The following is a 22341-nucleotide window of genomic DNA, read 5'->3' as shown; positions in this document are numbered from 1 at the left end:
CAGTACACTTTCCGGCAATTCCAGAAGCAGCTGTCTCACTGAATAACAAGCAGTTAACAATTCATAAGGAATTATAGACGGGCTCCGTTTGCTTTATTGCCCGATTTTTTTTATATCTTTGCAGAATAATTGAGAACATTGTTATTATGACAAAGGCGAACAAGGTTTTATTTATAACCCAAGAAATTACCCCTTACGTTTCAGAATCCGAAATGTCCCTCGTAGGCAGAAACCTACCTCAGGCTATTCAAGAAAAAGGCAGAGAAATCAGAACGTTTATGCCCAAATGGGGAAATATCAACGAACGCAGAAACCAGCTGCATGAGGTGATACGACTCTCCGGCATGAACCTCATCATTGACGATACCGATCACCCGCTCATCATCAAGGTTGCCTCTATCCAGTCTGCACGTATGCAAGTATACTTCATCGACAACGATGACTACTTCCAGAACCGCTTGCAGGTAACAGACGAAAATGGTGAAGAGTATGAAGACAATGATGCCCGTGCCATCTTCTATGCCCGCGGCGTACTGGAAACGGTGAAGAAACTGCGTTGGTGTCCCGACATCATCCACTGCCACGGCTGGATGACCGCTTTAGCGCCTCTGTACATCAAAAAAGTCTATAAAGACGAACCTTCCTTCAGAGATGCCAAGGTCATATTTTCCCTTTATGAAAATGACTTCAAACAACCTTTCCACGCAGACTTCTCTAACAAGCTATTGTTGAAAGGCATCGCCAAGAAAGATATTGCAGGATTGAAGGAACCCATTGACTACACAGCACTTTGCAAACTGGCTGCTGACTTCTCCGACGGCATTATCCAGCAAAGCGAACACGTCAATGAGGAAGTACTGAACTATGCCCGCGAATCCGGAAAACCGGTATTGGAATATCAATCTCCCGAGAACTTTGCTGAAGCCTGCAATGACTTCTACGACAAGGTATGGGAAACAGAACAAAAATAAAATCGATTTAGACAGTTAAAACTATGAAAATAAGATACCTGGGAACATTGCTTTTGGCAGTCCTGACTTTCTTTGGATGCGATGACAACACCGGAACATTAGGTCTGGGTATGTTGCCCGATTCTGACGGCATGTCAGCGCATACTACTACTTTTAATGTAACAACACGTTCATTTGCCGTTGATTCTGTATTTGCCAAAACGAGTACCGGCTATATAGGCAAGTTTTCCGACCCGGAATTCGGTTATTACGAAACAAGTTTCCTTACGGAGCTGAACTGTACGGAAAACTTCTCCCTTCCGGAAGTGTATAAAGTGACCGAACGGGACAGTGAAGGAAATCCAATCAAGGCAACTGGTACAATGACTGCCGACTCGGTAGTTTCAGTGCAACTTGCAGTCTATTATTCCAGTTGGTTCGGCGACTCCCTGAATGCATGCCGGATGAGTATCTATGAATTGGACAAGAAGCTGGACAAAAATCGCTATACCAATATCAATCCGGAAGAGTACTACAACAAGTACGACCCCAAGTCCCTGCTCGGACGTAAGGCTTATTCAGCTTTCGATACGTCTGTTCCGGACTCTGTGAGATTTGAAAAAGACAATAACGGTTATTACACTTTCTATCCCAATGTGACGTTCCCATTGGACAAGAAAACTTTCGGCGAAGACAGAATATTGAAGGTTTATCGCGAGCATCCCGAATACTTTAAAGACGCCGCAACTTTCATAGACAAGATTTTCAAAGGAGTATATGTAAAGAGCGATTACGGAGATGGAACCATCCTCTATGTGGATTATGTGGCTTTAAATATGCAATTCCGTTTCCACCACGTAAATGATACTACCGGTGTAGCACTGAAGAAAAAAGATGGTACAGACTCTTTGTTCTATAGCATGCAGACTGTATTTGCCTCTACCAAAGAGGTTATCCAGGCAAACCAGTTCATGAATTCTGATTTGATAAAGGAAAAGGCTGCCGAACCCCAACACACTTATATCAAATCTCCTGCCGGTATCTTCACCGAAGCTATCATGCCATACGATTCAATATACAACAAACTGACCAATGACACCCTGAATGCCGTGAAGCTGACTTTCACGAATTACAATATAAACAGTGACTACGAATATAGCATGAGTGCTCCCAATGACGTGCTGTTGATACGTAAACAGGACTTGAAGAGCTTCTTTGAAGAGAACAAAGTCAGGGATAATATTACCTCATTTACAACCACCCACAATGCATTTGCTACTAATCAATATGTATTCAGCAACATAGCCCGTTTGGTTACCACTTGCATCAACGAAAAACAAGCTGCCAAGAAAGCCGCCAAAGACAAAGCCGGCAGTTCTTGGAATGAGACAGAGTGGGAGAAAACTTGGAACAAAGAAAATGAAGACTGGGATAAGGTATTGCTGATTCCGGTTTCCATTACCTATGACAACAGTACAAGTAGTAGCGGTAACAAAACCATGACCGGTATCCAAAACGACCTTAAGCCGGGATATGCCAAACTAAAAGGCGGCCCGAAAGAGAATGCAAAAGGTGAAGTGGAATCTCCGCTGAAAATAGAAGTTACATACACCAGTTTCAACAAGTAACTGACAGATATTCCATAAAAAAGCCTTCCACTCATTGTTGAGCGGAAGGCTTTTTTGATTGATGGGACAAGCTGCCGATATTATTCAGCAGCCTTTTTAGTTGTTTTCTTTGCGGCAGGCTTTTTGGCAGGAGCCTTGGTCTTTGCCGGTTTTTCTGCGGCAGATTTAGCTGTAGCCTTGCTCTCTTTCTTTTCTGCAGCCTTTATCTTCTCTAACTTGGCCTGTGCTTTCTCCAATTCCTTATGCAGTTCCTCTATCTCGGCACCTTGGTTCTGGATAGTGGTCAGCAATGCATTCAGTTCTTCATTATCTATATCCACCGGATAGAGAGAATCGACACGTTTGATAAAGTCACCAAGAATATTCATATAATTGGTAAAAGCATCAAAAGGAGATTCATAAATGCCACGGTTCAAACCGACACCGCTTTGCTTGGTAGTCATGAAACGGAAGTTGTTACTTGCCTGCAGATAATCCCAGTCTTGCTTGATACGGCGGTCATCACAGAGATGGACACGTTCGGCAACACTATACAGCTTGTTGAATGCTTCACGCTGCATCACATTACCCAGCCAACAGCTGGTATCTCTTTCTTCGTCCACCCAAGACATCGGGTATGGAACATCCAACTGGGAAACAGATTTCAGTTTGGTAACGATTTCCGTCGGTGTGGAGAAAGTAATCCCCTTTTCCTTGGCACAGTATGGAAGAGCCTTCAGGAATTCCAGAATATTGGAAGACAACGGCTGTGCCATACCCAGAGCAGAGAGTTCCATAAAGACATTGATGACCTGCTCTTCCTGCGGCAGAGCGTCAATCCAGTTGATGTACTTGTCGGCAAACAAAGGATACTCGTTCCACTCGGAGTTGGAGAAGCGCAGGCTGATGTCGTCAGACAGCTTAAAATCACGCAACAGTAACTTCAAGTTAGGATTCATAGAGCAATGGTATACATAGTGCGGACTCTTCCAACCCAGAACATGCTTGGCTCCTTCCGTCAGCATACCCTTGAATCCCAAAGCTGCCACCATCGCACCAATCTCATCATTATAAATCAGGCTGGAATTACGGAACACCTTCGGCGCCTTACCGAACATTTGCTTCATCTTAGCGCTCTGACGCATCACCTCTTCCTTGAAGCAATCCTCGTTGGCCAGAGAAGAAAGGCCATGGGAATAAGGCTCGGCAAGGAACTCACAGCAACCGGTATCATTCAGCTGGTGCAACAAGTCGATGACAGCCGGTGCATATATTTCCAACTGCTCCAGCGCAACCCCCGAGATGGAGAAAGCCACTTTAAACGCACCTCCGGAATTCTTCACCATTTCAATCAAGGTGTTCAATGCCGGGATATAAGAGCGTTCGGCTACATCATTGATACTGGTTTCATTGGCATAATCATCGTAGTAATAATGATCGGTACCTATATCAAAGAAACGGTAACGTTTCAGATGAATGATTTGATGTATTTCAAAATAAAGACAGATAGTTCTCATTTCTATTATTGTTTTTGTTATTTACCATAGTTTCTTAACACATCCTCGTAGAGGGCGCGGATTCTCAAGCCTACTTTTTCCCACGTGATTCCATCCACTTCTTTCCTGCCTTCCTCCTGCAGATATTGGAAGAGAGCGGGATTAGTGCAGAGGGAATAAATGGCATCGGCCATTGCATGAATGTCCCAATAATCGGTCTTAATGACCTTATCAAGAATTTCACCGCATCCCGACTGCTTGGAAATGATGGAAGGAGTCCCACACTGCATGGCTTCCAGCGGAGCGATACCGAAAGGCTCGGAAACGGAAGGCATAACGAATACATCACTGTTCTTGTAAACCTCATATACCTGCTTTCCCTTCATGAAGCCCGGGAAGTGGAACCGGTCGGCGATGCCCCGCTCGGCTGCCAGATTAATCATGGCATCCATCATATCTCCCGAACCGGCCATAACAAAGCGGATGTTGCGGGCACGCTGCAATACCAGCGAAGCTGCTTCCACAAAGTATTCCGGTCCCTTCTGCATGGTGATACGGCCCAGGAATGTCACAATCTTCTCTTTGGAATGGTCGGGACGTGGAATGTCCTGGTATTCCTGCGAGAGAGGATAGACGGCATTGTGCATGGCAAACACCTTCTTGGGGTTCTGATGGTACTGCTCAATAACCGTGCGGCGGGTCAGTTCGGACACGCACATGATGCAGTCGGCATAATCCATACCGTTCTTCTCCATAGAATAGACGGTAGGATTGACTTTTCCACGTGAACGGTCAAAGTCAGTAGCATGGACATGGATGCAGAGCGGCTTTCCGCTCACCATCTTGGCATGCACTCCGGCGGGATACGTCAGCCAGTCGTGGGCATGAATAATATCAAATTCCTGCTGGCGAGCCACTACTCCGGCAATCACCGAGAAGTTGTTTATCTCTTCGTGCAGGTTGCCGGGATAACCGCCGGCAAAGTCCATGCAGCCTATGTCATTGACGTGCATATAAGAGAAATCCGAATAGATATGGTCACGAAAAGAATAATAATCTTCCGGCGTCATGTTGCGCGTCAGCCTCGACTTCAAATAATTGTAATCGACATCACGCCACACGATAGGCACCTGGTTCATGCCCACTATCTTCAAGAAGTCCTCTTCTTCGCCCGTCGGCTTGGGCATGCAGAAAGTAGTTTCCACATCACCCTGCAAACTTAATCCCTTAGTTATTCCATAAGAAGCAACCGCAAGACCACCATATATTTTGGGAGGAAATTCCCATCCAAACATTAAAACTTTCATCTTCGTTCCTCCTATTATAAATTATACTTAGACAATAACTTCAAGATACGCAGGATTTCCGCCGTATTCATGGCAAATGACACCGCCCCTCTTCCAACAAACGGAGGATTACCATCGAAGAGTTCGGGCAATGCGCCAATACAGTGGGAAGTCATTTCATCTTCCATACCGATGAGGTATCTCTCTACAAACGACACGCCACTCACTTTATAGATACGCAGATATGCTTCCATGTAGAAACCCATCAGCCACGGCCATGCCGTACCCTGATGATAGGCATAATCTCTTTGAATCTGAGGACCTACATAATTCGGATTGTATCCGCCACTCTTGGGGCTCAGTGTACGCAAGCCCTTCGGAGTCAACAGTTCTTTCGTCACAATATCAAGCACCTGTTTCTTCTGGGCCCTATCCAACGGAGAATAGTCAAAGGCAACGGTAAATATCATGTTGGGACGTACGCTCCAGTCCATCATATAACCATCCACATAGTCGAACAGATAGCCATACTCATTGCGGAAGACGTCTACGAAAGACTTTCCGGTGATTTCTGCCTGAGCGTCCAGTGTATCGGCAAGAATTTCATTGCCCCCCTCCCGAACCATATCGGCTACAAAACGCAGGGCATTGTACCACAGTGCATTCACTTCTACAATGTAGCCCGTACGTGGAATAACCGGGCGGCCATTGGCGGTAGAGTTCATCCAGGTAACCGCTTTCTCGGTGCCATTGGTATACAACAGTCCGTTTTCGTGCAGGAAGAGATTGTCATGCCTGCGTTCATGGATATAGTCAACAATCTCCTCGAGAAGATTACCGTACATCTGCCGGCAATTTTCACGCGAAGTCTCCTTGGCATACTGCTGTAAAGCCCAGACAGCCCACAGCAGCACATCCGGATGCTCCATCTCGTATATCTTATAGGAGGAAGGTTCTCCATTGATAAACTCACGGATAGCCTTTTCGGCTGTTTTCATCACGTCTTCAAATTCATCTTGCTCGCCTAAGGCCAAAGTAAGACCCGGCAGGGAGATGAACAAGTCACGGGCGCGACACTTGAACCAAGGATAGCCTGCAAGCACATAATGCTCCTCCCCCTGCTTGTTGTGAAACTGGTGCGCCGAGTTTTTCAGACAGTGGTAAAAACTGTCACGCGGAGTGCGGTCGGCCACCTCGGACTCAAAAGTCTGCTTCAGCTTGCGGGGAGAAATCTCGGAGATACCGGCGGAGAAGACAACGCTTTCCCCTTTCTTTATATCCACTTCAAAATATCCCGGCACATAAAGGTCTTCGTTGAAGTCATATCCGCGTTCCTGTTCTTTGGGATACTCGATACCACGATACCAGTCAGGCTGGAAGTGGAACTCATTCTTTTTGTTGAGCTGCATGAACAACTCCGGATAACCGGGATACATGCAGGTTTTAATGCCATTCTCTACCAACTGGTAGTCGCGGCTTGCCTGCGCATTTTCGTGCGTGTACTCGCGCACACTGCGGAATGCCAGGAAAGGGCGGAAACGAAGTGTGGTTGCCGAATGGGCATCGACCAAGGTATAACGAATCAGAATCCGATTTTCATGGTGTACGAAAATCTTTTCCTTACGAAGGATGACGCCTCCTACACGATAGGTAGTTGTGGGGATATTTTCACAGTCAAACTCTCGGATATACTTGTGCCCGTTAGGACTGAAGTGGTTTCCTTGATACTTATGCAACCCCAGGTTGAACTCCGCACCGTGCTGAATTACAGTTTCATCCAAAGAAGACAGCAGCACATGGTTTTCATCATCGAGGTTGGGGACCGGTATCACCAACAGACCGTGATATTTGCGTGTGTTACAATCTACAATTGTTGTACAATGATAGGCTCCCGACCTATTCGTCCGCAATATCTCCCTTGGCAAAGATTCTTGCAGATTAATCATCAGGGTCTTGTCAAATCGTAAATAACTCATAGTTGTGCATTATTTAAAGGTTAATTATTTCGGTATATGCGCTACAAGCCATGTAGCGATGCCCAAAAATACGAATTAAAGCTTATAGGCAAAATAAAAAGTCAGTTTTTTTTCGGTTTTCGTCAAATATTCCGTAGTATTGTACAAAAATAGCAATCACTGTACGAAATATGAAGCATGATATACGCAGAATGGCATTGGCGGCGGTTATACCCCTATTCCTGCTATTCATTTTATACATTTTAAAGTTTTTGGAGACAGGCATGGATTGGAACTTCACACGACTGGGAGTATATCCGATGGAACAGCGGGGCGTGTTCGGAATTTTCGCACATCCACTGGTACACAGCAGTTTCAAGCATCTGTTCGCCAATACGATTCCACTCTTTTTCCTGATGTGGTGTCTGTTCTATTTCTACCGGCATATAGCCCCCTACATCTTCTTTGCCATTTGGATAGGATGCGGTGCGCTTACCTTTCTTATAGGGAAACCGGGATGGCATATCGGAGCCAGCGGCATCATATACGGACTGGCTTTTTTTCTGTTCTTCAGCGGCATTCTGCGCAAACATGTACCGCTTATCGCCATTTCACTGTTGATAACGTTCCTATATGGCGGCCTGGTATGGAATATGTTCCCACAATTTGCCAAAGCCACCACTTCCTGGGAAGGACACCTTAGCGGAGCCATAGCAGGCACGCTATGCGCCATAGGCTTTATGGAATACGGTCCCCAACGGCCCGATCCGTTTGCCGGAGAGGAAGACGAAGAGGAAGACGAAGATGAGGAAAACAATGAGGATGAGGACGATAAGAAGGAAGAGGAGAAGGATGAGGATTCGTCTACAAGGATTGAATAGCACGTTTAAGAAACAATAAAAAAAACAAAAAGAGGGGCAAAGAGTTTACAGTACACCTTGATAATATCTACTTTTGTTTCAAAACAAGAAGAAAAAGCATTATGAATACAATGTTTGATACATTACTGCAACTGCCACTCTTTCAAGGACTCGCACAAGAAGACTTTACCAATATCCTGGGGAAAGTCAAGCTGAGCTTTACAAAGCATAAAGCCGGCGAAGTTATCGTGAAAGCCGGTGACACATGCAGTCAACTGATATTCGTATTGAAAGGTGAAATCTCCTCATGTACTTCATCTGCGAATACATCATACAGCTCCACGGAATATTTTCAGGCACCTTATGTCATCGAGCCACAATCTCTGTTCGGGATGAGCACCTCCTACGTCTCGGCCTATACCGCCCAAACCGAGACCCACACAGTGAGCATCAGCAAGGCTTTCGTCATGAGCGAATTGTTCAAATATGACATATTCCGCCTGAATTACATGAATATCATCAGCAACCGCGCCCAAAGCCTAAACAGCCGTCTTTGGGCAGAAAGCACCGACAACCTTGAGAAACGTATCGGCAACTTTATCCTGACACATATCGAACGTCCGTCAGGCAGGAAAATACTGAAAATAAAAATGGAAGAATTGGCTCAGGTGGTCAATGATACCCGTATGGGAGTATCAAGAGCGTTGAACAGCATGCAGGAGAAAGGCCTGCTCGAACTGCACAGAGGCGAGATGATGATTCCCGACGCAGAAAAGCTCTTATAGGCCACCTGAACCGAGATTTCCTACAACACCTTGTCTATCGCTTTCTTTATCAAGGCTTCCATCACTTTATACCCTTCTAGAGTGGGGTGTACCCCATCCCGGGTATACGAGGAGTTCAGAGCCTTATTGTCGCCTTCCACCATCTCACTGTAATAGTCGACATAAGGAATCTTGTTTTCCTGGGCATACTTCCGGATTCTGGCATTCAGCTGCATTATCTTTTGCGGAGCATCCTTCACCGAAGGATTCCAGCCAAAGGCAGCGGCAGGCAACACAGACGTCAAAATCACCTTTATCTTATTGGCCCGTGCCAGCTCTACCATAGACACTATATTTCCAAAAGTGTATTCTTCATTATAAGCGCCTGCATTTTCCGCAATGTCATTGGTACCTGCATTTATCACGACCAGCGCCGGAGCAAGCTTGATGACATCTTCGCGAAAACGGAGCAGGAAATGGGAAGAAGTCTGCCCGCCTATACCACGGCCCACATAACCGTTGTCTTCAAAGAAAGCGGCATCGTTTGCCACCCATCCTTCCGTGATGGAGTTGCCCATAAAAACCACCCGGTCCTTCTGTTTTCCCTTCCGTACCAGTTCCTTGTTTGCCTCTGCATAGCGTTTCAAATTTCCCCAGTCCTGCTTCTGTGCGTCAGAGGCTACCCAGGGGATGCACAAAAAGACAGCAATCATACATAAAAGTTTCATTGTTCTATTCTTTGTTGTTTTGTTATAAAAAAAACAGCCCCACCGTTTTTAAGGTGAGGCTATCATTATCATTGGTCAATCTCACTCCCACTCGATAGTCGCATTGGGTTTCGGAGACATATCATAACAAACGCGATTGACGGTTTTCACTTCCTTGAGAATACGGTCGGTAATCTTCATTAGGATGGGCCAGTCCACCGGCTCAATGGTAGCGGTCATGGCATCCACTGTGTTGACGGCACGGATAATGACGGGCCAGTCGAACGAACGTGCATTGTCGCGTACACCCACAGATTTGAAATCGGGCACCACAGTGAAATACTGCCATACCTTCTTATCCAGGCCTGCCAGTTGGAATTCCTCACGCAGAATGGCATCCGACTCGCGTACAGCCTCCAAGCGGTCACGGGTAATGGCTCCCAGACAACGTACTCCCAATCCGGGACCGGGGAACGGCTGACGGTAAACCATCTCGTACGGCAATCCAAGCTCTACACCGCATGCACGTACTTCGTCCTTGAACAGCTGGCGCAACGGCTCCACCAATTCAAACTGCAAATCCTCGGGCAGACCGCCTACGTTGTGATGAGACTTCACCATCTTGGCTGTTTTTGTGCCACTCTCTACAATATCGGGATAGATGGTACCTTGTCCCAGGAAGTCGATACCGTCCAGCTTGCGGGCTTCTTCCTCAAAGACACGGATAAACTCTCCGCCGATAATCTTGCGCTTTTCTTCCGGGTCAGCCACGTTTTCCAGCTTGGAGAGGAAACGGTCTGTAGCATCCACGTATATCAAGTTAGCTTTCAGCTCCTTGCCAAAGATTTCCACCACGGCTTCCGATTCGCCCTTACGCATCAGTCCGTGGTTCACGTGTACGCAAACCAGCTTGTCTCCGATGGCTTTCAGCAGCAAAGCGGCCACCACGGAGCTATCCACACCACCGGACAGTGCCAGCAGCACCTTACGGTCGCCCACCTGACGACGTATCAACTCCACCTGGTCGTTGACGAAATTCGTCATGTTCCAGTTCGCCTCAGCCTTGCAAGTATCGAATACGAAAGATTTCACAGCCTCCTTGATGGCTTCCACATCATCCGTAAACTGCGGCAGCTTCACTTCGCACAGCGCCTTGTCGTGTCCGGCAGCCATTACGGGGAATCCCGCTTCGTAAATCTCGGGCAACACGTCGATGGACACCCCGTCAACCACATTGTTGGGGCCGCCGTTGATGATGATGCCTTTCACATTCGGCAAGGCCTTCAGTTCGGCGGCAGTAATGTCGTGCGGGTAGATTTCGCTATATACTCCCAACGCACGAATCGCCCGGGCAAGCACTGTGTTCTCATGGCTTCCCAAATCCAGAATCACAATCATATCCTGCTTCATTCTTCTATATTGTTTTTAAGTTAATAATTTCAGTAGGTCTTATTCCCATTCTATTGTGCTGGGTGGTTTTGAAGAGATGTCATAGGTCACGCGGTTCACACCTTTCACCTTATTTATAATGTCGTTGGACACCTTACCCAGGAATTCGTAGGGCAGATGCGCCCAGTCGGCTGTCATGGCATCGGTGGAAGTGACGGCACGCAAGGCCACTGCACGTTCATAGGTGCGTTCGTCGCCCATCACGCCCACACTCTGTACGGGCAGAAGAATGACGCCCGCCTGCCAGACCTGATGGTAGAGCGATGTCTCGTTGCCGTCGGCATCCTGCACTTTCCAGTCACGCAAGCCCTGAATGAAAATATCGTCGGCTTCCTGCAAAGTATGCACCTTCTCCGGTGTTATATCCCCCAGGATGCGGACAGCCAGTCCCGGACCGGGGAAAGGATGACGGGTAATCAAATGTTCGGGCATTCCCAATTCGCGTCCCACGCGGCGTACTTCGTCCTTGAACAGCCACTGCAACGGTTCGCACAGACGGAGGTTCATCTCCTCGGGCAGACCGCCCACGTTGTGATGGCTCTTGATGGTCTTGCCCGTAATGTTTAGGCTCTCGATGCGGTCGGGATAAATGGTGCCTTGTGCCAACCAACGGGCATCGGTTATCTTGTGCGCTTCGGCATCGAAGACCTCGATAAAATCGCGGCCGATGATTTTACGCTTTTGCTCAGGCTCGGTCACTCCCTCCAAATCCTTGAAGAACTTCTCGCTGGCATCCACGCCAATCACGTTCAGTCCCAGGCATTCGTAGTCGTGCATCACATTCTTGAACTCATTCTTGCGAAGCAGTCCGTGGTCCACAAAGATACAGGTCAAGTTCTTGCCAATGGCACGATGCAGCAACACGGCGGCTACCGAAGAATCCACACCGCCACTCAGTCCCAGGATAACTCGGTCGTTGCCAAGCTGCTCCTTCAGTTCGGCCACAGTAGTATCTACAAACGATGCGGCGCTCCAGCTCTGGCTGCAACCGCATACGTCCACCACGAAGTTGCGCAGCATCTGCGTACCGTCCTCGCTATGAAATACTTCCGGATGGAACTGCACTCCCCACATCTCCTCGCCGGACACCTGGTAAGCAGCAATCGCTACCTTGTCCGTAGAAGCTATAATCTTGAAGTTGTCGGGAATGGCTGTAATCGTGTCTCCATGGCTCATCCATACTTGGGTATTCTTCCTTACCCCTTTGAAAAGGACATTCTCCGAATCGAAAGAACCGAGATGGGCACGTCCGTACTCGCGGGTTCCTGCCGGCTCCACCCGTCCACCGTTGCTGTAGGAGATAAACTGCGCACCGTAGCAGATACCCAGAATGGGGTATTTCCCACGAATCCCGCTCAAATCTACCTTGAATGCACTCTTATCATAAACAGAAAAGGGGCTACCCGAAAGGATAACTCCTTTTACACTCTCATCTCCGTATGGAAATTTGTTGTAAGGTACAATCTCGCAATAGACATTCAATTCGCGCAGCCGGCGGCCGATGAGCTGCGTGGTTTGCGAACCGAAATCAAGAATAATAATCTTCTCTTGCATATAAATCCGTATAGACTTTAATAAATGATTTGCAAAAGTAGAAAAAGTAAAGGAATTATCAGGGATAATGTGACAGAAAAACGTTTTTTTACTAAAAACAGCTTTAATTTCAGGCTAGAACTATCCACAAGGATACTAAAAGCTATTCTTACTACAACCGTGCTGTTTTCTTACCACAGCTATGCAACTTGCTTACCACAGCAATGTTATTTTCTTACCACGGCTGTGGTAAGATTACTGCTTAGTATAAAAAGGGACAGTTTCCGGCGGTACCGGGGAGAGTTAAATGCATTAGGGAATGTATCAAAAGCCATGAACGCTTTCATCATGTTATAATATTAGGCGCGGAATTCTAAGACCTACGCAAGTTTCCTGTGCAAAAACTTGTGTAGGTCTTAGAATTCCGCGCCTAAAAAAAGCGTCAAGAGGGTTTTGACATCCCTATGAAGTTCCGCTTCGATATTACTTTTCTTTCAGCAAATCACGGATTTCGGTCAGCAGCACCTCTTCCTTGCTCGGGGCAGGGGGAGCCGGAGGAGCGGCAGGCGCCTCTTCTTTCTTCTTTTCAGTCAGCTTGGTCAACAACTTTATGAACATGAAGATAGAGAATGCTATAATCAGGAAGTCGAAGGTGACCTGCAAGAAATTACCGTAATTCAGGGTCACGGCAGCAATTTCTTTTCCGTCCACCATTTCGGCAGGTTTCAGCACCCACTTCAAGTCTGTAAAGTTGACACCGCCCACCAGCAGCCCGATAGGAGGCATAATCACATCTGCCACAATGGAGGAGACGATTTTTCCGAATGCCCCACCGATAATCACACCGACGGCCATGTCTATCACATTGCCCTTCATGGCAAAAGCCTTAAATTCCTGTAAAAATGAACTTTTTCCCATCTTTTCAATTATTTAATTATGATTTTGGTTACGAATATAAAAACATTTTCTTACTTTTGCACCGCAAATCAGAAAGAATTGCAATTAGTAAGCGAAAGTTTATTTTTAAACATTATAAAACCCTTAAAAGTTTAAACAAAATGATTAAAGTAGGTATTAATGGATTCGGACGTATCGGACGTTTCGTATTCCGCGCTGCAATGAAGAGAAACGATATTCAGATCGTAGGTATCAACGACCTTTGCCCGGTAGATTACTTGGCTTACATGCTGAAGTATGACACTATGCACGGCCAGTTCGACGGTACTATCGAAGCTGATGTTGAAAACAGCAAGCTGATCGTTAACGGTCAGGCTATCCGCATCACTGCAGAAAGAAACCCGGCTGACTTGAAATGGAACGAAGTAGAGGCAGAATACGTTGTTGAATCTACTGGCTTGTTCTTGAGCAAAGACAAAGCTCAAGCTCACATCGAAGCCGGCGCAAAATATGTTGTAATGTCTGCACCTTCTAAGGACGACACTCCGATGTTCGTTTGCGGTGTTAACGAAAAGACTTACGTTAAGGGTACTCAATTCGTATCTAACGCTTCTTGTACTACCAACTGCTTGGCTCCTATCGCTAAGGTATTGAACGACAAATGGGGTATCACTGACGGTTTGATGACTACTGTTCACTCTACAACTGCTACTCAGAAGACAGTTGACGGTCCTTCTATGAAAGACTGGAGAGGTGGTCGTGCTGCTTCCGGCAACATTATCCCGTCTTCTACCGGTGCTGCTAAGGCTGTAGGTAAAGTTATCCCGGCATTGAACGGCAAACTGACTGGTATGTCTATGCGTGTTCCGACTTTGGACGTATCTGTAGTTGACTTGACAGTTAACTTGGCTAAGCCCGCTACTTACGCTGAAATCTGCGCTGCCATGAAGGAAGCTTCTGAAGGCGAATTGAAGGGTGTTCTGGGTTACACTGAAGATGCAGTTGTTTCTTCTGACTTCTTGGGTGACACTCGCACTTCTATCTTCGACGCTAAGGCTGGTATCGCTTTGACTGATACTTTCGTTAAGGTTGTATCTTGGTATGATAACGAAATCGGTTATTCTAATAAGGTTCTTGACTTGATTGCTCACATGGCATCAGTTAACTGCTAATATACAGTTAGAAAATAATAAAAAATAGGTGACTTCTGCAGAAGTCGCCTATTTTTTTTGCAATTTTGCAGCTAGTTCGTTTTTTATCAGACCCTTTAAACATGATGAAGATTATACTAACTCTAATATTGCTTTGCTTTATGAACACTATATCGTCTCAAAATCCTTTTTTTGAAACATACTCCACGCTGCACGGCACTGTCCCGTTCGACAAGATTAAGACCGGAGATTACGTACCCGCCATCCGCGAAGGCATCCGCCGCCAAAATGCGGAAATAGAGGCCATCATCCGCAATCCGGAAGTCCCGACATTTGCCAACACAGTGTTGGCCTACGAGAAGTCCGGTGAGATGCTCCACCGTGTCAGCACTGTATTCGGCAATCTGCTCAGTGCCGAAACGGACGATGACCTACAGGAACTGGCCAAAGAAATCATGCCGATGATGAGCGAGCATGAAAACAACATCAGCCTGAACGAAGAGCTGTTTGCACGTATCAAAGCTGTTTACGAACAGCAAGACAAAGAAACATTGAGCCCGGAACAGCACAAACTGCTGGAAGACATTTATAACGGCTTTGTACGCAACGGTGCCAACCTCCTGGGAGAAGATAAGGAGAAATACCGGGCTTTATGCAAAGAGCTCAGCCTGCTGACGCTGCAGTTCAGCGAAAACAACCTGAAAGAAACGAACGACTACAAGCTTGTCATCACCGACAAGTCACAACTGGCCGGGCTGCCCGAGAGCGCGGTAGAAGCCGCTGCAGAGACAGCCGGGGAAAAAGGCGTCGAAGGCTGGGTATTCACCCTGCAGGCTCCCAGCTATGGCCCTTTTCTGACCTACGCAGACAGCCGTGACCTGCGCCGTGAGCTATATATGGCCTACAATACGAAGTGTACGCATGACAACGCCAGCAATAACCTGGAAATTGTAAAGAAACTGGCCAATGTCCGTATGGAGATTGCCCAACTCCTAGGCTATGACAACTTCGCCGAATACAACCTCCAGAAGCGCATGGCACAAAACAGTGAGTCCGTGTATAAGCTGCTGGACCAACTGCTGGAGGCTTACACGCCTACCGCCAAACAAGAATATGCAGAAGTGCAAGCCCTGGCACGCCAAGCGGAAGGAGAAGACTTCGTCCTGATGCCGTGGGACTGGGCGTACTATTCCCATAAACTGAAAGACCGGAAGTTCAATATCGACGATGAGCTGCTCCGCCCTTACTTTGAGCTGAACAACGTGAAGCAAGGCGTATTCGGCCTGGCAACCAGGCTGTATGGCATCACCTTCAAGAAGAATCCGGATATTCCCGTTTATCATAAGGATGTGGATGCCTACGAAGTCTTCGACAAAGACGGGAAATTCCTTGCCGTGTTCTATACCGACTTCCACCCCAGAGCAGGCAAGCGCTCGGGAGCCTGGATGACCAGCTACAAGGAACAGTGGATTGACGAAAAGACCGGTGAGAACAGCCGTCCCCACATATCCATTGTGATGAACTTCACCAAACCGACACAGGACAAACCTGCTTTGTTGACCTTCGGCGAGGTAGAAACCTTCCTGCACGAATTCGGACACAGCCTGCATGGTATGTTTGCCAATTCCACCTACGGAAGCCTAAGCGGGACCAATGTGTATTGGGACTTTGTGGAACTCCCCTCCCAATTCATGGAGAACTTTGCCATCGAAAAGGAATTCCTGCATACGTTTGCCCGCCATTACCAAACCGGAGAACTGATACCGGACGAACTGGTACAGCGCATTGTGGATTCCTCCAACTTCAACGCGGCATACGCCTGCCTCCGCCAGGTTAGCTTCGGCCTGCTCGATATGGCTTGGTACACACGTAACACCCCGTTTGAAGGTGACGTGAAAGCCTATGAAAAGAAGGCTTGGGAAAAAGCACAGATTCTGCCTTCTGTGGCAGAAACCTGCATGAGCACACAATTCTCCCATATCTTTGCCGGAGGATATTCTGCCGGATACTATAGTTATAAATGGGCAGAGGTGCTGGATGCAGATGCTTTCTCGCTATTCAAGCAGACGGGCATCTTCAACCCGGAGACTGCCGCCTCCTTCCGAGAGAATATCCTTTCCAAAGGCGGAACGGAACATCCGATGACGCTCTATAAACGCTTCCGCGGACAAGAGCCTACAATCGACGCATTATTAATCAGAAATGGAATAAAGAAATGAAGAGACTTATAAGGAACATCTTTTGCATGTTGCTCATGTTTTCGCTGCTCCCCCTGCTAAGCGGTTGCGACAACGAGGACGATGTTATCGGAATATTCACCGGGAAGACATGGAAGCTCAGCCGACTCACCAATAAAGGCAGCAATGCCCAATTCTATCCAAACCTTTGGAACAACAATGAGGAAGAGATGAAGAAGAGTCTGGACAAGCTATATAATCAGAAAAGCACCTTCACCCTCAATTTTGAAGGTACTGAACTGGATGGAGAACTGATGGGCACCACCGTCAACGGACAAGGCATCAACTCAAGCGTCAACGGCACTTGGAAAGCCGACGGAGCTTCAGGCTCGCTCAGCATCAGTGTGAAGGTTACGGGGGCTGCAGAAAGCGATGCACTGGCCAAGGCATTCATCTCCGGATTGCAAAACGTGTACAAGTATGAAGGGGATGCCAATTCACTGACCCTCTATTTTAAAGACGGACCGACAACCAGAGTCATGGGATTCACCCCGCAACGATAAAGCATAAATATGATGGACGATTCTACAAAAGACAAACAAGAAGCATTGGATAGGCGTTATATACGTATGGCAAGCATTTGGGCCGAAAATTCGTATTGCCAACGCCGCCAGGTCGGTGTACTGATTGTAAAAGACAAGATGATTATCTCTGACGGCTACAACGGTACCCCTTCCGGTTTTGAGAATGTATGCGAAGATGAGAATAACGTCACCAAACCATACGTGCTCCATGCCGAAGCAAACGCCATTACCAAAATAGCCCGTTCAAACAACAGCAGTAACGGTGCCACCATGTACGTCACTGCCTCCCCCTGCATAGAATGCTCCAAACTGATTATCCAGGCAGGCATCAAACGGGTAGTCTACTCCGAGAAATACCGCCTGGAAGATGGTATCGAACTTTTGAAACGGGCAGGCATCGAGGTAGTGTTTATTTCAATGGATAATGAAAAGTTGAAAATGGAAAGTTGAAAGTTGCATGCGCAGCCAAATAGTCAATTGTAAATAGTCTAATAGTAAATAAACATCATGAGTACAAAAAATACTTCCCGCTTTATGCCGCTCATCATCGCAATCAGCGTAGTCGCGGGAATCCTTATCGGAACGTTTTATGCCAGGCATTTTGCCGGTAATAAACTGGGAATCATCAATAGCTCGTCCAACAAGCTGAATGCCTTGCTGCGTGTTATTGATGACCAGTATGTGGATACCGTCAACATGACCGATTTGGTAGAGAAGGCCATGCCACAGATATTGGCGGAACTCGACCCCCACTCCACCTACATCCCCGCACAGAAGCTGGAAGAGGTAAACTCCGAACTTGAAGGCAGCTTCAGCGGTATAGGCATCCAGTTCACTATTCAAGAAGACACGATACACGTAAACAGCGTGATTCCCGGCGGACCGTCCGAGAAAGTGGGCCTGATGGCAGGCGACCGCATTGTGATGGTCAACGACAGTCTTTTTGCAGGCAAAGGTCTGACAAACGAAAAGGCCATGCGCAACCTGAAAGGTCCGAAAGGAAGCCAAGTGAAGTTAGGCGTCAAGCGTGCCACGGAAAAGGAGTTGCTCGACTTCACCATCACACGCGGTGACATCCCGCAAAACACCATTGACGCAGCCTATATGCTCGACGATGACTACGGATATATACAAATCAGCAAATTCGGACGTACCACACACGTGGAGCTGCTGAATGCGATTGCCCAACTGAGCCACGAGAAGTGCAAAGGCCTGATTATCGACCTGCGCGACAATACCGGAGGATACATGGAAGCCGCCACACGCATGGTGAACGAATTCCTGCCAGAAGGGAAGTTGATTGTATATACCCACGGCCGCAAATATCCCCGCATGGAGGAATATGCCAACGGTACCGGCAGTTGCCAGAAGCTGCCGCTGGTGGTATTGGTAAACGAGAGTTCCGCTTCGGCCAGCGAAATCTTTGCGGGCGCCATTCAGGACAATGACCGCGGAACCATTGTAGGACGCCGTTCCTTCGGCAAGGGACTCGTACAGCAACCCATCGACTTCAGTGACGGTTCCGCCATCCGCCTGACCATTGCCCGCTATTATACCCCATCGGGCCGTTGCATCCAGCGCCCCTACGAGAACGGCAAGGACAGTAAATACGAAATGGACTGGATTACCCGTTACGAACACGGCGAGTTCTTCTCCAAAGACAGCATCAAACTGGACGAAAACCTGCGTTACTCTACCGGCTTGGGCAGACCCGTATACGGCGGCGGTGGCATTATGCCGGACGTATTCGTTCCGCAAGACACCACCGGAGTATCTTCTTACCTGATAGAAGTGAGCAACAAGGGATTGATTCTGCAATTCAGCTTCCAGTATACCGACCGCAACCGCGCGAAATTGAGTGAATACGACAATGAAGAAGACTTGTTGAAGTACCTTCGCCACCAAGGTATCGTGGAGCAGTTTGTACGTTTTGCAGACTCCAAGGGAGTAAAGCGGCGCAACCTACTTATCCACAAGTCCTACAAGCTACTGGAAAGAAGCCTTTACGGCAACATTATCTATAACATACTGGGAAGGGAGCAATACATCCGCTACATCAACCAGAGCGATACTACCGTCAAGAAAGCATTGGATATTCTGGAACGTGGCGAGGCATTCCCCAAAGCCCCGGAAGCGACACCAATCATAGAGGATACAAAAGATGATGGAAAGGAAAAAAGAACTGCGCAGGCAGGTAGCTTTGTTGAAGACCCGACACAGCTCTTCCACTACGCGTCAGTCTGCTGAAATACTTGCCGCCCTCGAGGCACACCCTGCTTTCAGGGCGGCAACCACCGTACTGCTTTACCACTCTCTCAAAGACGAAGTGGACACACACGAATTTATCCGGAAGTGGAGCCGCGAAAAGCGGATACTGCTTCCGGTAGTTGTAGGTGACGACCTGGAACTGCGGCTGTACACCGGACCCGAAGACTTGAAACCTGGCGCATACGGCATCGAAGAACCAACCGGCGAGCTATTTACCGACTATGCAGACATAGACTTCATAGTGGTTCCCGGCGTGGCATTCGACCGTAACGGCAACCGCCTGGGGCGCGGTAAAGGTTACTATGACCGGCTTCTGCCCCGCATCCCATCAGCCCACAAAGCCGGCATCTGCTTCCCGTTTCAACTCGTAGAAGAAGTTCCTGCGGAACCGTTTGATATACGCATGGATGAAATCATTACGCAATGAAAACTAATTATCATACACACACCACACGCTGCATGCATGCCACCGGAGATGACGAAGACTATGTGCTCAGTGCCATCAAAGGCGGTTACCGGATACTCGGGTTTTCAGACCATACTCCCTGGAAATACCGAACCGACTACGTAGCCGACATGCGGATGCTCCCCGAGGAGCTCCCCGGCTACGTGGAGAGTCTCAAGACGCTCCGTGAGAAATACCACGACCGGATAGACATCAGAATAGGACTTGAATGTGAATACTTCCCCCAATATATCCATTGGCTGAAAGAGCAAACCAAGAAGTACCAACTGGACTATATCATCTTCGGAAACCATCACTACCACACCGATGAAAAGTTCCCCTACTTCGGCCATCATACAGACAGCCGCGACATGCTCGAACTTTACGAAGAGAGCGCCATCGAAGGTATGGAAAGCGGATTATTCTCCTGCCTTGCCCATCCGGACTTGTTCATGCGCTCCTATCCGAAGTTCGACCACCATTGCACTACCATCAGCCGGCACATCTGCCGTACTGCTGCACGCCTGAATGTCCCGTTGGAATACAATATAGGCTATGTAGCCTACAATGAAGCGCACGGCTTATCCACCTACCCGTGCCCGGAGTTCTGGCGAATCGCTGCCAATGAAGGCTGTACAGCTATCATCGGACTGGATGCGCATGACAACAAGGATTTGGAAACTCCGATGTATTATGACCGGGCAGTCCGGGAATTAAAGGAACTGAAGATTGAAAGAATAGATGAGCTGAGGATGCTCATCTGAATATGATATTCGTTATGACCTGGGCCCCCACATGACGATTCAAGTTGCGCACCAGCAACTCGCGCCCCATCATCAGTTCCTGGCGCAAAGCAGCAGAAGTGAGGTGCACATAAAGCACCTGGTTCTTTATATAAAGTTCACGGGTGTAGGAGGCAATGGTAGGCCCCAGCACTTCGGGCCACGCACTGATAAGCCGCCGTTCATTCAGCGGAGACTCCAGACTTTCCTGCCTGAGGTAATGACGGATAAGTTCACCTATCTGTTCGGCATTATTGCGCTTCATGCCTCTTCCTCCTTCATTTCGGCAACCGTTCCCTGCTCCACACGGAACATCTTATAATCACTGCCCACTTTATGCAGAATACGGTCCAGGTGTTCGCGGTTGGTATCGGTTATAAAAATCTGTCCAAAACTGTCGCCTGCCACCAACTTGATGATTTGCTCCACACGCGAGGCATCCAGCTTGTCAAAGATATCGTCCAACAACAACAAGGGAACAGTGGTCCCGGTACGTTTCAGGAAATCAAACTGTGCCAGCTTCAACGCTACCAGATAAGTCTTGTTCTGTCCCTGCGACCCTTCACGCTTGATGGGGAAATCTCCCAAAAGCATATTCAGCTCGTCCTTGTGCACACCGCGCAACGAATAGCCCATAATCTGGTCGCGAGCACGGCTTTCCTTCAGCACTTCCAGCAAAGAGGCATCGCGGGCATGAGAGTCATAGCTTAATCCCACCTTCTCCCTATCTTGCGAAATGAATGAATAGAAAGACTGGAAAATAGGAATAAACTCACGGATAAAGGCCTCACGTTTGCGGAACACCACTTCACCGGCTTGTGCCATCATCTCCTCCCAGACCAGAAAGAGCTCTTCCTCCACCGGCTGTTCACTCTTCAGTAAGGTATTCCGCTGCACCAAAGCTTTATTGTATCGTATCAAAGCATCCAGATACTCTTTGTCGTACTGCGAGATAACCACATCCATAAAACGTCGGCGTTCATCACTGCCTCCTGCTATCAACTCCGAATCGGCAGGCGAGACCATGACCAAAGGCAGGAAGCCGATATGGTCCGACAAACGCGTATACTCCTTCTTGTTTCGCTTGAACTGTTTCTTCTGGCGCCTCTTCATACCACAGTAGATTTCCTCAGGAGTCCCATCGGCAGCCTCATAAAACCCTTGAATAACAAAGAAGTCGGCATCATGGCAGATATTCTGGGAATCAATGGGATTACCGGCACTTTTACAGAAAGACAAAAAATACACCGCATCCAGCAGGTTCGTTTTCCCCATGCCGTTCTGTCCGAAAAAGCAGTTTAACTTGGGCGAGAATGAAAGCTCCACCTGCTCCAAGTTCTTATAATTGAGTATAGATATACGTTTCAGTATCATTATAGTAACGATGAGTTCGGTTACAAAGATAATGCAAAACCGAAAGCAGTACAAAA

20 protein-coding genes are annotated in these 22341 nt (G+C 47.6%); 11 read left to right on the top strand and 9 right to left on the bottom strand.

The window, feature by feature from the left end; translation table 11 throughout:
• Positions 1-146 precede the first annotated feature (146 nt).
• Both DW039_RS03835 and DW039_RS03830 read left to right on the top strand, forming a co-directional pair.
• Positions 147-971: a glycogen/starch synthase gene (locus DW039_RS03835; protein WP_120381711.1), complete on the top strand. Its 825-nt coding sequence runs from the start codon at positions 147-149 to the stop codon at positions 969-971.
• A 23-nt stretch (positions 972-994) separates the two neighbouring features.
• A complete protein-coding gene (locus DW039_RS03830) occupies positions 995-2578 on the top strand; it encodes a DUF4270 domain-containing protein (RefSeq protein ID WP_035449965.1) in 1584 nt (527 codons plus the stop codon).
• Positions 2579-2658: 80 nt separating this feature from the next.
• Here DW039_RS03830 and DW039_RS03825 read toward each other — a convergent pair whose 3' ends face one another.
• The 3 genes from DW039_RS03825 to DW039_RS03815 are packed head-to-tail and all read right to left on the bottom strand — an operon-like array spanning position 2659 to position 7315.
• Entirely contained in the window at positions 2659-4074 is a 1416-nt protein-coding gene (locus DW039_RS03825; RefSeq protein WP_005823576.1) for a glycoside hydrolase family 57 protein, read from the bottom strand.
• A gap of 17 nt (positions 4075-4091) precedes the next feature.
• A complete protein-coding gene (locus tag DW039_RS03820; RefSeq protein WP_005823578.1) occupies positions 4092-5360 on the bottom strand; it encodes a glycosyltransferase family 4 protein in 1269 nt (422 codons plus the stop codon).
• A 14-nt stretch (positions 5361-5374) separates the two neighbouring features.
• The gene (locus DW039_RS03815) at positions 5375-7315 is read right to left on the bottom strand and encodes a glycogen debranching enzyme N-terminal domain-containing protein (protein ID WP_005823580.1); all 1941 of its coding nucleotides are present in this window, start codon (positions 7313-7315) and stop codon (positions 5375-5377) included.
• A gap of 170 nt (positions 7316-7485) precedes the next feature.
• Here DW039_RS03815 and DW039_RS03810 point away from each other — a divergent pair, with 170 nt between their 5' ends.
• Both DW039_RS03810 and DW039_RS03805 read left to right on the top strand, forming a co-directional pair.
• Positions 7486-8175, top strand: coding sequence for a rhomboid family intramembrane serine protease (locus DW039_RS03810; RefSeq protein WP_005823585.1), 690 nt, complete (start codon positions 7486-7488; stop codon positions 8173-8175).
• 101 nt (positions 8176-8276) lie between these two features.
• Positions 8277-8939, top strand: a complete 663-nt coding sequence (locus tag DW039_RS03805) for a Crp/Fnr family transcriptional regulator (protein WP_005823588.1) — start codon at positions 8277-8279, stop codon at positions 8937-8939.
• A gap of 20 nt (positions 8940-8959) precedes the next feature.
• Here the strand turns inward: DW039_RS03805 and DW039_RS03800 are convergent, their stop codons facing one another.
• From DW039_RS03800 to mscL, 4 genes are all read right to left on the bottom strand, one after another.
• A complete protein-coding gene (locus tag DW039_RS03800) occupies positions 8960-9646 on the bottom strand; it encodes an SGNH/GDSL hydrolase family protein (RefSeq protein ID WP_005823589.1) in 687 nt (228 codons plus the stop codon).
• A gap of 81 nt (positions 9647-9727) precedes the next feature.
• Positions 9728-11035, bottom strand: coding sequence for a glutamine-hydrolyzing GMP synthase (gene guaA / locus DW039_RS03795; protein WP_005823591.1), 1308 nt, complete (start codon positions 11033-11035; stop codon positions 9728-9730).
• 39 nt (positions 11036-11074) lie between these two features.
• Positions 11075-12628 carry a glutamine-hydrolyzing GMP synthase gene (gene guaA, locus DW039_RS03790; protein ID WP_005823593.1) on the bottom strand — a complete coding sequence of 518 codons (1554 nt, stop codon included), beginning with the start codon at positions 12626-12628 and terminating at the stop codon, positions 11075-11077.
• Between the two features lie 462 nt (positions 12629-13090).
• Entirely contained in the window at positions 13091-13525 is a 435-nt protein-coding gene (gene mscL / locus DW039_RS03780; RefSeq protein WP_005835461.1) for a large-conductance mechanosensitive channel protein MscL, read from the bottom strand.
• Between the two features lie 140 nt (positions 13526-13665).
• On the opposite strand from mscL, the gene gap reads away from it, so the two are divergent.
• From gap to DW039_RS03745, 7 genes are all read left to right on the top strand, one after another.
• On the top strand, positions 13666-14676 hold the full coding sequence (gene gap, locus DW039_RS03775) for a type I glyceraldehyde-3-phosphate dehydrogenase (protein WP_005835458.1): 1011 nt from the start codon (positions 13666-13668) through the stop codon (positions 14674-14676).
• A 140-nt stretch (positions 14677-14816) separates the two neighbouring features.
• Positions 14817-16874: a M3 family metallopeptidase gene (locus DW039_RS03770; protein WP_120381710.1), complete on the top strand. Its 2058-nt coding sequence runs from the start codon at positions 14817-14819 to the stop codon at positions 16872-16874.
• Positions 16871-17395: a DUF4847 family protein gene (locus DW039_RS03765; protein ID WP_009037063.1), complete on the top strand. Its 525-nt coding sequence runs from the start codon at positions 16871-16873 to the stop codon at positions 17393-17395. Before DW039_RS03770 ends, DW039_RS03765 begins: the two co-directional genes overlap by 4 nt.
• Before the next feature lie 12 nt (positions 17396-17407).
• Positions 17408-17866 carry a dCMP deaminase family protein gene (locus DW039_RS03760; protein ID WP_120381727.1) on the top strand — a complete coding sequence of 153 codons (459 nt, stop codon included), beginning with the start codon at positions 17408-17410 and terminating at the stop codon, positions 17864-17866.
• 57 nt (positions 17867-17923) lie between these two features.
• Complete coding sequence (locus DW039_RS03755; RefSeq protein ID WP_120381709.1) at positions 17924-19663, top strand: S41 family peptidase; 1740 nt, start codon at positions 17924-17926, stop codon at positions 19661-19663.
• Complete coding sequence (locus tag DW039_RS03750; protein WP_117703452.1) at positions 19581-20111, top strand: 5-formyltetrahydrofolate cyclo-ligase; 531 nt, start codon at positions 19581-19583, stop codon at positions 20109-20111. Before DW039_RS03755 ends, DW039_RS03750 begins: the two co-directional genes overlap by 83 nt.
• A complete protein-coding gene (locus tag DW039_RS03745) occupies positions 20108-20893 on the top strand; it encodes a histidinol-phosphatase (RefSeq protein ID WP_005835445.1) in 786 nt (261 codons plus the stop codon). The genes DW039_RS03750 and DW039_RS03745 overlap by 4 nt, the downstream gene beginning before the upstream one ends.
• Here the strand turns inward: DW039_RS03745 and DW039_RS03740 are convergent.
• A complete protein-coding gene (locus DW039_RS03740; protein ID WP_005823615.1) occupies positions 20886-21176 on the bottom strand; it encodes a DUF721 domain-containing protein in 291 nt (96 codons plus the stop codon). The genes DW039_RS03745 and DW039_RS03740 overlap by 8 nt on opposite strands.
• Complete coding sequence (locus DW039_RS03735) at positions 21173-22285, bottom strand: DNA replication/repair protein RecF (protein ID WP_005823617.1); 1113 nt, start codon at positions 22283-22285, stop codon at positions 21173-21175. The genes DW039_RS03740 and DW039_RS03735 overlap by 4 nt, the downstream gene beginning before the upstream one ends.
• Between the last annotated feature and the right edge of the window lie 56 nt (positions 22286-22341).

The organism is Bacteroides sp. AF39-16AC (assembly GCF_003602735.1).
Classification (GTDB): domain Bacteria; phylum Bacteroidota; class Bacteroidia; order Bacteroidales; family Bacteroidaceae; genus Bacteroides; species Bacteroides uniformis.
Note: the sequence above shows the minus strand (reverse complement) of the source record. Positions and strands in the feature narration are given on the sequence as shown.